The organism is Oligoflexus sp. (genome assembly GCF_035712445.1).
In the GTDB taxonomy this organism is placed as follows: domain Bacteria; phylum Bdellovibrionota_B; class Oligoflexia; order Oligoflexales; family Oligoflexaceae; genus Oligoflexus.
In genome coordinates this window covers 1-11,854 of the sequence record NZ_DASTAT010000106.1, presented here as the reverse complement: position 1 = coordinate 11,854, position 11,854 = coordinate 1, and the positions used below count along the sequence as shown (strand labels likewise).

General features: G+C 56.4%; 10 protein-coding genes and 1 pseudogene. 8 read left to right on the top strand and 3 right to left on the bottom strand.

Translation table 11 applies throughout. The features are described 5' to 3' along the window. From VFO10_RS23340 to cmoA, 3 genes and pseudogenes are all read right to left on the bottom strand, one after another. Positions 1-730 (bottom strand): annotated as a pseudogene (locus VFO10_RS23340) (D-alanine--D-alanine ligase); the annotation flags it as partial. Positions 731-799: 69 nt separating this feature from the next. Further along, positions 800-1,768 (bottom strand): tRNA 5-methoxyuridine(34)/uridine 5-oxyacetic acid(34) synthase CmoB, encoded by a 969-nt coding sequence (cmoB, locus tag VFO10_RS23335; protein ID WP_325144402.1) that lies wholly within the window; start codon positions 1,766-1,768, stop codon positions 800-802. After that, positions 1,765-2,532: a carboxy-S-adenosyl-L-methionine synthase CmoA gene (gene cmoA, locus VFO10_RS23330; protein WP_325144401.1), complete on the bottom strand. Its 768-nt coding sequence runs from the start codon at positions 2,530-2,532 to the stop codon at positions 1,765-1,767. Before cmoA ends, cmoB begins: the two co-directional genes overlap by 4 nt. Positions 2,533-2,704: 172 nt before the next feature. Here cmoA and VFO10_RS23325 point away from each other — a divergent pair, with 172 nt between their 5' ends. The 8 genes from VFO10_RS23325 (at position 2,705) to VFO10_RS23290 (ending at position 11,817) form a co-directional block, all read left to right on the top strand. Next, a complete protein-coding gene (locus VFO10_RS23325) occupies positions 2,705-3,451 on the top strand; it encodes a dihydroneopterin aldolase (RefSeq protein ID WP_325144400.1) in 747 nt (248 codons plus the stop codon). After that, positions 3,448-4,695 (top strand): RsmB/NOP family class I SAM-dependent RNA methyltransferase, encoded by a 1,248-nt coding sequence (locus VFO10_RS23320; protein WP_325144399.1) that lies wholly within the window; start codon positions 3,448-3,450, stop codon positions 4,693-4,695. Before VFO10_RS23325 ends, VFO10_RS23320 begins: the two co-directional genes overlap by 4 nt. Further along, positions 4,695-5,201 (top strand): YkgJ family cysteine cluster protein, encoded by a 507-nt coding sequence (locus VFO10_RS23315; protein WP_325144398.1) that lies wholly within the window; start codon positions 4,695-4,697, stop codon positions 5,199-5,201. Before VFO10_RS23320 ends, VFO10_RS23315 begins: the two co-directional genes overlap by 1 nt. A 71-nt stretch (positions 5,202-5,272) precedes the next feature. Then, positions 5,273-6,295: a Gfo/Idh/MocA family oxidoreductase gene (locus VFO10_RS23310; RefSeq protein WP_325144397.1), complete on the top strand. Its 1,023-nt coding sequence runs from the start codon at positions 5,273-5,275 to the stop codon at positions 6,293-6,295. Positions 6,296-6,325: 30 nt separating this feature from the next. Beyond that, positions 6,326-7,537: a lipid-A-disaccharide synthase gene (lpxB, locus tag VFO10_RS23305; RefSeq protein WP_325144396.1), complete on the top strand. Its 1,212-nt coding sequence runs from the start codon at positions 6,326-6,328 to the stop codon at positions 7,535-7,537. Between the two features lie 141 nt (positions 7,538-7,678). Continuing rightward, positions 7,679-8,977 (top strand): ABC transporter substrate-binding protein, encoded by a 1,299-nt coding sequence (locus tag VFO10_RS23300; protein WP_325144395.1) that lies wholly within the window; start codon positions 7,679-7,681, stop codon positions 8,975-8,977. Between the two features lie 30 nt (positions 8,978-9,007). After that, complete coding sequence (locus VFO10_RS23295; protein ID WP_325144394.1) at positions 9,008-10,102, top strand: ABC transporter ATP-binding protein; 1,095 nt, start codon at positions 9,008-9,010, stop codon at positions 10,100-10,102. Next, positions 10,102-11,817, top strand: coding sequence for an iron ABC transporter permease (locus VFO10_RS23290; protein ID WP_325144393.1), 1,716 nt, complete (start codon positions 10,102-10,104; stop codon positions 11,815-11,817). The genes VFO10_RS23295 and VFO10_RS23290 overlap by 1 nt, the downstream gene beginning before the upstream one ends. Positions 11,818-11,854: the final 37 nt, after the last annotated feature.

Sequence of the window (11,854 nt, the reverse complement as noted above, 5' to 3'; positions counted from 1 at the left end):
TACCGGGGAAGGTCAGCTTCGGTGCATACCCGCCGAGGCAGGCGTATTCAATCTCGCGGGCATTGACGCCGGTTTCGATCAGAACCCGATCATCAAATTCCAAGGCATAGGCGATCGCCTTTTCCAGAGCGACCTTATCTTCCACCTTATTGATCCCGACCGAACTGCCAAGACTCGCAGGTTTCACGAACATAGGGAATTTCAGCTTCCGAACGGCCTCGTCCAGCAGAGCGGATTTCCGTTCGAGCCAATCATTCAGACGCAAAGCCACATAGGGAACCACAGGAACGCCGGCGTATTCGACGAGCTGTTTCGCGACGACCTTATCCATCGCGCAGGCCGAACCGAGTATGCCCGGTCCGACATAAGGAATGCGCTGCAGATCAAAGAAACCCTGCATCATTCCATCTTCGCCTGTGGTGCCATGCACGATGTCAAAGACCACGATGTCGCTGTTATCGGCGCCCTGGGTCCAGATCTTTTTCAGGACCGCGGCGGATTCCGCATCGGCCTTGTCCGCGGGCTGCATGGGCATTTCCGTCGGATAGGAACGCTCCAGTTCCTGGCGATTTTGAGCCAGCCAACGCCCTTCCTTATCAATGCCAATCGCAAAGGCATCGAATTTTTGCCGGTCGATATTTTTCCAGATATAAGCGGCGCTGCGGCGGGATACTTCGTGTTCGGTGGACTGTCCACCATAGATAAGAACGGCCTTGGTTTTTTGCGGCATCGGGTCAACCTCCTGATCAACAGCTCATTGTAACGAACTGGGGACCGGAGGCTCAATGAAAACCTGGGGTCAGAGCTGCACCATCAGATAAAAACGTTCCGGTGCGGCGTAACCTTCGATGGTTTTGCTCGGGTCATTCGGATCCAAAAATTCAGGAAGGCTCTTGACCGGGGCCCATTCGGTGGCTCTTTGCTCCTCGGTGGAAAGGGCCTCGGCGTGAATCCAGGTGATGCGGGTATAACCGGCCCGACGGATCCAATTCTCAAGGCAGCTTCGGGTCGGTAAAAACCAGACGCCGCCCGCGCCCGCGTAACGTCCTGCCGGCGTCAAAGCCACCGGATCCTGGCCGGGTATGCCCTGACAGTCTATAAAGAGACGGCCGCGGTAACGAAGCGCCTTGGCCATCTTTCGCAAAAGGCCGACAGGATCGGTGTGATGATAAAGAATGCCGAGACAGAATATGGTGTCAAAGACGCCGGAAAAAAGATCGACATGCTCGACGCCCAGCATTTCAAAATCCAAAGCCGGGGTCGGATGGAGATTCTGCAGCAGCTCGAAATTCAAGGCATGACGGGCCATGGGTTCAAAACCCACCACCTGCCTGGCGCCGGCGCTCAGCATGCGGTACATATAATAGCCGTTGTTGCAGCCGATGTCGGCCACGACCTCGCCTTCCAGCGAACGAACGTAAGGCCAAAAACGCTCCCATTTCCAATCAGAACGCCATTCGGCATCAATGCTATGGCCTGCGATCGCAAAGGGGCCCTTTTTCCATGGAATAAAGGCTTTCAATGCCGCCTTAAGCCGCGCGTGCTGCTCCTCGTTAAGATCCGCGGCCTCGCCGATATGAACCGAGGACGTATCCCCGCGCCAGGTCCGGACGCGAAGATCCCGCACCGAGGCCACAGCCGAACGCTCCGTTTCCCAGCGTGTTTCCATAAGGCGCGGCCTTGCTTCCTCGCGCAGGCGATGCAGCTCCTCGCGTGCCACAGGATCTTTGATAAGAGGCCACCAGCCGGTTTCCGCGGATTCCCTCAAGCCTTGGGCTCCTTTTGGGCGATCAGAGTCGTGAAGTTGTTCCACTTCATCAGCGTGTCGATGGCAGTGAAACCAGCAAGCGTCAGGTTCTGCCGATGCTCCTGCTCGGTAAAGGGAATCAGGACCTGATCCAAAGCTTCCTTTTTCCGCTCGATTTCGGTTCGGCTATAACCCTGCTCTTCCTTGAAACGCTCATAGATCACCGTCGTCAGTTCATGGAAAGCGGTGGTTGCCGAACGCACCTTTTCACTGATCAGCACAATGCCGCCGGGAACAAGGGCTTCGTGGATGCGCGACAGAAGGCTGAGCCGATCGGCGACCGGCAGAAACTGAAGAGTATAGTTGATGATGACCACCGACGCCCGGGGCAGGGTGGTTTCGCGAATATCCTGGCAAAGCAGCGTAACTTGATGACGGGGCGGCAGATCTGCCAGCTTTTCCCGGGCCTTTTCAATCATGGATGCAGAAAGGTCAACCGCCAGGAAATGGGCTGGCTTTTGCAAAGTATGCGCGACATGATGGGTTGTCGTGCCGGTCGAGCAGCCTATGTCAATAATGGCTGTCTGTGGCTTATAGAAGTGCTGAACCCAATCGGCCGTGGCCCGAACCACATCCACATAGAGCGGGATGGAACGGCGAACCATATCATCAAAGACATGAGCCACTTCCTTATTGAAAGCGAAGGGCTTCGGATAGTTGGAGCCGGCGAAGATACGATCATCCTGGCTGACGAGCTTGATTTCCGGTCTGGGTGCGGTTTCCATCGCGTGTGATCCTCCATCCAAGAGCAGCATGCGGCGGCAACTTATCACAGGCGACGGAGTCTTGCCTAGTCAGCTTCACGACTTGTCACCCTGACTTTTTCACAAGAGGGATCAAGGTCAGCTTGCCAATGGAGAAAGGGCGTAATACAACCATGGCCCTGGGAGAGGCACAATGCGCGTACGCTCAAAGAAAACCGGTCGTATCCTCGATGAAATCCGTCTGAGGGATTTCGTTGTCCCCTGTACGATTGGCATTTATCCCGAGGAAAAGCTGAAAACTCAACCGCTGCATCTGCAGCTGGTGATGTACCTCGATACCAGTCTGGCGGCGAAGTCCGGCCAGTTGTGTCAGAGCGTGGATTACTCCTCGCTCGTCAAGGAAGTCAGCTTTATTTTGACGCAAGGACATTTTCGTCTTATCGAAAGCGCCGCCGAGGCCGTCGCCGCCTTCATCCTGGCGCCGCATCCTGTGGATGTTCTGCGCGGCAGCTGTGATGCCGTCGAAGTCGAAATCGTCAAGCCTGAAGCGCTCCGCGGCCTCAGCATTCCGTCCATCCGCATTTTCCGCGAGCAGGGTGAAAGTATCGCCGCCAAAGGCGTTCCCACCTGGGATATGATCTTCGCTGCGCCGGAGACTTCGCTTTTCCGCGGCATCGTACCGCCGCAAACCAGCCTGCGTCCCTGGCTTCCTGGTTGGAATGTGACAGCGGTGATGACTGGAGGTGCGGGTCTTCGCATCGCGGATCGCTCGCTCACGGCAGCCGAGGAACTTCACGGCGATCAGCTGGCGGAACATTTTCTGAATAATGAAACGGACGAGCCGCGCTCTTTTCTGGCTTTGGCCCGTCGTGATCCCAAAACCCGTCCGCATGCAGGTTCAGCCGCTTCGCTGAGTCTTCTCCAATCTTCAATGCTATGACAGCGCGATTATTTTTCGCGGAGAATCCGCGAACGCTGCATCTTTATCGCATCTGGAAACAGCTGCAGGACTGCCGGGAATTGCCCCAGGTGGACCGCTGGCTGGCCCAGGTGTTTCGCGGTGAAAAACGCTTCGGCAAAAAAGACAGGCAGTGGTATGCGGATGCGGTCTTTGCCGCTCTGCGCCTCGGGCCACTGGCCCTGCTTGCGGAGCATGAGGGCCGCGAAGGGGCAGGGGACTGGGATGAGCTGCGGGAACTCCCGGCCGAACGCCTTTTTTTCTGGCTGAGCGTCGATCGATTGGATCCCGCTGATGAACGTTTTCCCCTGGAAAAAAAGCAGTGGGACGCTCTGCAGCAAAGTCCGGCGCTTTCCCGCTGGGGCCTTCCGCCTTTCTATGCGCCGATGCTGAAGCGGCGTCAGCAGCTGAGTGATTGGACGCCCGCGGATCTTGAAAAATTTTTGGCTCTGCAGAATGCCAAGGCTCCGCTGTGGCTGCGCGTGAATCTGCCGAACAAGGCCGAGGCCGCGCGCCGTGAATTCACTGAACATGGCCTTCTCTGGACAGAAGAGGGCGCGTCGTGGAAGCTGCAGGAAGCGCGCAGTCTTCAGACTCTGGCATGCCTTGATCAGGGAATTTTGGAAATACAGGACTACGCCTCGCAAAGAATCGGCGCGGCGGTCGACCTTACGGGTGAACCCATCATCTGGGATTCCTGTGCCGGTGGCGGCGGCAAGACTCTGCAGCTGGCGGCCGGACTGCAGGGCCGCGGACTTATCTTCGCCTCAGATATTCGCAGTTATAAATTGGAAGAAGTGAAGAGACGCGCCGCACGTGCCGGATTTTCCCGCGTGCGGACTTTACCCTGGAATGGGGAAAGCCTGCCGCCGTTTCCCAGTGAATGGCAGAAAAACGGTGGGGTCGATGTGATCCTGATCGACGCTCCCTGCACGGGCACCGGCACCTGGCGTCGCAGTCCTGACAGCAAATACCGCTGTCATGAGCGGGAACTGAAGGACCTGCAGGCTCTGCAAATCAGCCTGTTTCAGAAAGTTCTGCCCCCCTTGAAAAAGGGCGGACAGCTGGTGTATGCGACCTGCAGCTGGCTGCCGGACGAGAATGAAGATGTGGTGGCCGCCGCGCTTGCGGCTCATCCTGACCTTCGCTTGGAAACTCAGGCCCTCTGTGGTAATCCAGCCGCTGATGCGGATACCATGTTTTACGCTGTGCTACGGAAAATCTGATGAGTGCATCCCGTTACCAGGATCTTGTGGCCAAGGTTGATGCCAAAGCCAAGGAATTTCACGAGCGCTATGCTGCGCAGCTGCAATGCAAAAAGGGCTGCTCGTCCTGCTGTCAGCCTGGTTTGACTGTTTTTTCGGTGGAACGCCTCGCCATCCGCGAATGGCTGAACGAGCGTCCCGACTTGATCGAGAAACTCAAAGCGCAGCCCGGGAATCCGAAAGCCTGCAGCTTTTTGGATGACGAAGGCGCTTGCCAGATCTATCCCGTCCGCCCCATCATCTGCCGGACGCAGGGTCTGCCTTTATCTTTTAAAGTGAACGAACGCACAGAGCGCGATGTCTGCCCTTTGAATTTTGAAAAGGACGATGTCCTCGCCTTGCCGACCGATGGTGTTTTGAATCTCGATCTTCTCAACACGCTGCTCGTGCTGGTGGATCAGGTGGAAGGTGGAAGTGAAGCGGGCCAACGCTTTGCATTGAACGTAGACGAAGTCACCCGGACCTGAAGAATCCCTGCTAGGCAAGCTTTCGTGGATTCGCTATAGTGGCGGCCTCTAACCGAACGCGAGGACGGGACATGCAGTTGATTCGTGTTGTTCTTTTTGGCATGGGAAACATGGGGCGCAATCATTTCCGCGTCTTACAGGAAGATTCGCGCTACCAGCTCGTGGCTGTGGTCGACCCAGTTTTGGATGCTTTGCCTGCCCCATCGGTTCCTTTGCTCCGCACCGTGGATGAAGCCCTGGCCCTGGATTGGGATTTGGCTGTTGTTGCGGCGCCGACCGAGCTGCATTACGTCCTTGTGAAAAAAATCCTCGAAAACAATCGTCACGTCCTGGTGGAAAAACCGGCAGCCGGCACCATGCAGGAGGCGCGCGAACTGGTGCAAATCGCCAGTGATCGTTCGCTGCATCTGGCCGTCGGCAATATCGAACGCTGCAATCCCGTCGTCGGAGCCTTGCGCCGCCTGATTCAGACAGGGATCCTGGGTCGCCTCGTTCATCTTACGGGAACCCGTGCAGGCGGCTTTCCGCGCAATGTGAAGCCCGGCAACAATGTGATTTTGGATCTGGCCGTTCATGAACTGGACGTGTTCCGTATGCTGCTCGGGCCTTTGCAGGTCCTGAATAGCGTCGGTCACAGCACCCAGCTCCAGGATATTTTCGATACCGCGGAAATTTTGGTCGCGGGAAGTCAGGGAGCCACCGGCTCTGTGCATGTGAATTGGCTGACGCCTCAGCGTTTGCGCAGCATCCGCGTGACCGGGACGGATGCCGTCGCGACCGTCGATTATATCGCGCAGACCTGCGAGATTTCCGGTCTTGGCCTCAGGGGACGCGCAGCCGACATTCTGCCTGAATTGGAGTGGATTGCGAGCAACGGTCCACTCGATCGCGCGTTTTTGCCTGTGGAAAAACAGGAAACCCTGAAAATTCAGCTCGATCAGCTCGCGCGACTGTTGTCGGGTCGCGAGCATAATCTGGCCACGCACGAGCAGCTGGTGGAATCGGTTCAACTCGTGGAACAAGCCGTGGAAATGGCTGCGCAGCAGCGCCTCCGTCCCTGGATGGAAAGCGGAACGCCGGTCGAACTTCTTTAATCGACAACACCCCTACCGAAAAGAGGATGCATGAGGCCGCCTCGGATTTTCGTTTCAGCCGGAGAACCATCCGGCGATTTATTGGCTGCGGAACTCCTCCACGAACTGCGGGTTCTGTGGCCTGACGCGGAGGTTTTCGGCATCTGTGGCCCGCGGATGCGAGCCAACGGAGCCGAGGCCCTCTTTGGGATCGAGGAACTCTCGGTCATGGGTTTTGTGGAAGTCATCAAGCACCTGCCTTTTCTGAAACATCTTGAATTCAGCCTTTTGGAACAGATTGAACGCCGTCAGCCGGATATCGCGATCCTGGTCGATTATCCTGGTTTTCACCTGCGCCTCGCGGATGCCCTGCGGCTGCGCGGTGTCTATGTGTTTCAGTATGTGGCGCCGCAGCTGTGGGCCTGGGGTGAAAAACGCACCAAGACCCTGCGGGCCGTGACGGATGAAGTCCTGGGCATCATGCCCTTTGAAAAGGAATTCTTTCGCGAGCGCCAGGTGAACTTTCGCTATGTGGGCACGCCGCAGGTGGATCGCGCCCGGACAGCAATGGCGGATCGCGAGCGCTTCAAGCTCTCCGCTGCCCCCACGATCGGATTTTTTCCCGGCAGCCGCACCAGCGAAATTCGCCGGCTTTTGCCGCGCATGATGGAAATTCGCGCGGAGTTGAGAAAGAAGGATCCCACGCTTCGTTTCGCCCTTTCCATGGCGCCCAGTCTGAAACCAGAACTTTTTGCCAGCATTCTGGGTGAGGCTTTGGGTGAGCCCCTGACGGAGACGCCGGATCTCACGGTCTATCGGCAGGGTGACACGACCCTGGTTCGCGGACAGAGCATTCATCTCATGAAAACCTGCGACGCAGCCCTGGTGACATCGGGCACAGCGACACTGGAATGCGCCCTGACCGGCACGCCTATGGCTGTGGCCTATGTCATGCAGCCGCTCAGTTTTCAGCTGGCCAAGCGATTTGTGAAGCTCCCGCACATCAGTCTTGTGAATCTGGTGGCGAATACCGGATTGGTTCGCGAATTCATTCAGGATTTCGCAGCCTCGGACGCCGCGGACGAGTTGTCCCGCCTGGCACAGCCGGGTCCCTATCGCGATGAGAAACGCGAACGGCTCCTGGACCTTTGCACGAGGCTGCAAGGTGATTTGGCCAGAAATGCGGCGGCAGCGATCCACGAATCGTGGCTGCGGCTTTATGAGAAAAAAAGTGCGGTCCCGGTTCTCGAATCACGGTCTTGAGTCCACAAAAAGACTTGCTTTTTTTGGGGTTAAATTCTACCAAGATGCACCTTGGTTACCATTAAGGAGGACGCCTTGCGTCGGCTGATACTCAGCCCCTCAGAGCGCCCTTGGGAACAGTCAAGCAACGAAGGAAGCCTTATGAAGTCCTGGCTCATTGCCTCTACGCTTCTCTGCAGCTCAGTCTCTGCCTGGGCGAAAGATACTCTGGTTATTCTGTCGCCGCACCGCAAGTCCATTCAGGAAGAGTACGTTCCCCTTTTTACCGAATACTACAAAAAGACCTTCAAGACCGACGTTGACGTCCAGTGGCTCGATCAGGGCGGAACCTCGGATGACGTCCGCTTTCTGCGGGCCAAGTATGCCAACAATAAAAAATCCTCGGGCGTTGACCTTTTCTGGGGCGGCGGCACCGCCACCTTCATGGAACTGCAGCGCGATGGTTTCCTCGACACCTACAAACTTCCCGCTGAACTGAAGGCCCAGGTCCCCGAGAACACCGCGGGCATTCCGCTCTATGACAAGACCCACACCTGGTATGCCTCCGCCATGTCCTCCTTCGGCGTCTTCTTCAACAAGAAGATCATGAAAATGGATGGCATGCCGGAACCCAAGACCTGGCAGGACCTTGGCAGCCCGGTTTACAAAGACAACATCAGCCTCACCGATCCGCGCCGCTCGGGTTCCGCCAACACCATGAATGCGATTATTCTGCAAACCATGGGCTGGGACAAGGGCTGGGAACTTCTGACGGCTATCTCCGGCAATGCACGCTCGTTCACCCATTCCAGTACGGATCCCATTAAAGCCGTTGTGTCCGGTGATGTGGGCCTCGCCATGGCGATCGACTTCTACGCGCTGGCGAAAATTGGTGACCTGGGCCCGGATAACCTCGGCTTTGTCCTGCCCGAAGGTCAGTCCGTCCTGGACCCGGATCCCATTGCCATTCTGAAAGGCGCCCCCAATCGCAAAGTGGCTGAACGCTTCGTGCAGTTCGTTCTGAGCGTCGATGGCCAGAAACTTCTGCTCCTGCCCAAAGGTGTTCCGGGTGGACCGAAGATGTCCTCGCTCGGCCGGATGGCGGTCAACACCAAGGCCTATCAGGAAACCGAGGGCAAACGTATTTCGCCAGCCAACCCTTTCACACAGAAGGGTTTCATCATGCTGGATCTGGAACGCGCGACCAAAATGCAGCGCGTATTCAATGACCTCGTGGGTGCGACTCTGGTCGATACCCACGATGATCTGAAGAAGGCCTGGAAGAAAATTGCCAAAGGCAAATCCGTGGATCCAGCCAAGCTCGCTGTCTTTGGCAAGCCTGCCCTGAGCGAAGCTGAATTCATGAAGCTTGTCGATAGATGGGATGACGAAGTCGTGCGTAACCAGACGATCAATGCCTGGGTCGGAGCGTCGCGTCAAAAATATAAGAGCCTTCAGTAATTTGATCACTGAGCAAGAGCCGGGGTTTGCATGGAAGTCGTCTTCAAGAGCATCTACAAGCGCTACGGTCAAACCACGGCCGTGCATGACCTGAACCTGACCATCGAGAAGGGCGCCTTGCACTTTTTGCTGGGACCGTCCGGTTGCGGGAAAACCACAACCCTGCGTATGCTGGCCGGTCTTGAACAGGTCACCGAAGGCCAGCTGTTTTTCAATGGTGAGGATGTTACCAAGAAACCAGCGGTGGATCGCGGCATCGGTATGGTGTTCCAGAACTATGCGCTCTGGCCCCACATGACCGTTTACAAAAACGTTGAGTACGGTCTGAAGCTCAGAAAACTCAGCTCGGCGGAAATCAAAAAGCGCATCGACGATGTGCTGGACATCACGCGCCTGACTCAATACGTCGATCGCCTGCCCGGACAGCTGTCGGGTGGACAGCAGCAGCGCGTGGCCCTGGCCCGTGCTCTGGCGATTCGCCCGAATGTGCTCCTGCTCGACGAACCCCTTTCGAACCTGGATGCGAAGCTTCGCGGTGAAATGCGTGACAACATCCTCCGCATTCACAAGCAAACAGGTATCACCACTCTTTACGTGACTCATGATCAGCGCGAAGCCCTGTCGATGGGAACGCGCATTTCCGTGATGCATGCCGGTCATTTGATTCAGACCGATAGCCCGCGGACTCTTTATAATTTCCCGAAGACGCCTTTCATCGCGAGTTTCATCGGGGAAACCAACCTGATCCAGGGCAAGGTCATCGGCCGTCAGGGCGAGACCATCCAGGTCCAAACCGCTCTCGGCCTTTTCGAAGCCACCCATAAGGTGGAGCAGTTCCCGGTGGGAGCCGCTGTGTCCATCTCCATGCGGCCCGAGGCGATTGCCATTGATTGGGATAAAAAAGGCCAGGGTGCGAACTACTTTCAGCTGAAGGTCGAGCATCTGACTTATTTGGGTGAATCGGAGCAATTCCAGCTGCGCAGCTCAAGCGGCCAGGCCATCAAAGTGAATTTTTATCACGCGCCCGAGCACAACTTCCAGGAAGGTGATGCCATCGGGTGCATGATCGCGGCTGAGGACGTGCTTGTTCTTCCACCCCAGACTGAAATAGGGCCAGGAACCTGATGCAAACCGCTGACGCAACCTCGAATAAGAAACGACGCCTTGCGGATCTTGTGGGCTACGGCACGGTGATCGCCACCATTGCCATGCTCTTTTTCTTTCTTGTGCTGCCTGTGTCGACCATCATGGCTCGCGCTTTTTTCAATAAGGGCGAGTTCACATTCCGTTACTTCCCTTTGCTCTTCTCCAATGAACTCCTGATGCATTCGATCGGCAATAGCCTCATGATCGGTATTGCCACGACGCTGCTCGCGACGCTATTGAGCTTTCCGCTCGCGGTCATCAACGTGAAGTGGGAATTCCCGGGCAAGAGCCTTCTCATGGGCCTTCTGCTCGTGCCCATGGTCATGCCGCCCTTTGTCGGAGCCATCGGCCTTCTGCGTTTCTTTGCGCGTCGCGGATCTGTAAACCTTGCGCTCATGGACATGGAATGGATCGATGCGCCGATCGACTGGCTCGGACCCGAGAATATGTTCTGGGCCGTGATCGTCCTGGAAGTTCTTCACCTTTACCCCATCATGTACCTGAACCTTTCCGCGTCCCTGGCGAATGTGGACCCGAGTGTCGAGGAAGTCGCGACCACCTTGGGCGTTCCCAAGTGGAAGCAGCTGAAGGATATCGTCTGGCCGTTGGCCCGTCCGGGATATTTCGCGGGCGCTATCATCGTCTTTATCTGGGCCCTCACGGACCTTGGAACACCCCTGCTCGTCGGCTATCATGAAACGATACCCGTGCAGATCTTCAACATGATCACCGATGTGAACGAAAACCCCGTGGGCTATGCCCTTGTGTTTTTGGTCATCGTGATGACCGTCTGCTTCTTTCTCCTCTCCAAGCTGGCCCTGGGCAGCAAGAAGTACGAGATGATGGCCAAAGGCCACGTGACGTCCGGCAAGCGCAAGGCGGGCTGGATCAGTCTGCCCCTTATCTATGCCTTCGTGGGTCTGACCGTGTTTTGCGCCCTGGTGCCGCATATCGCTGTCATGATCACAGCGGTCAGCAACAAGTGGTTCATGACGGTGCTGCCGGAGCAGTATACCTTCGAACACTTCACAGCGGTGTTCCAGACCAATCTGTCTTTGGTGGGGATCAAGAACAGCTTTATCTTTGCCGGGCTTTCCACTCTCCTGGATTTGATCCTGGGGCTTTTGATCGCCTATGTGATCGTGCGGAAGCTGATTCCGTTCCCGGGGCTTTTGGATGGCCTTGTCATGATACCTTTGGCTCTGCCGGGTATCGTTCTGGCCTTCGGCTATGTCGTCACGTATTCGGATACCTTTTTGGATCCTCTGCACAACCCTGTGCCGCTGCTCGTGATCGCCTATGCGATCAGGCGACTGCCGTACATGGTGCGGTCGGCCTCGGCGGGCCTGCAGCAGATGAGCCCATCTTTGGAAGAAGCGTCCACGACCTTCGGGGCCTCACGCTTCCACACCCTGAGGAAGATTACCGTCCCATTGGTTACGGCTAATCTTATTGCTGGAGCGCTGCTTTGCTTCTCCTACGCGATGCTGGATGTGAGTGATTCACTCATCCTGGCCATGAAAGAGAAATTCTATCCCTTGACCAAGGCGATCTATGTTCTCTTCCTGGAGCAAGGGTCCGGAGAGCTTCTGGCCAGTGCTTTGGGCGTGATCGGTATGGCCATTCTTGCCGCCTGTATCATGGGAGCTTCCATGCTTCTCGGCAAGAAAATGGGCGAACTCTTCCGCTCGTGAACCGCAAATAAAGAAAAAAAGAAGCAGGGTTTCATCG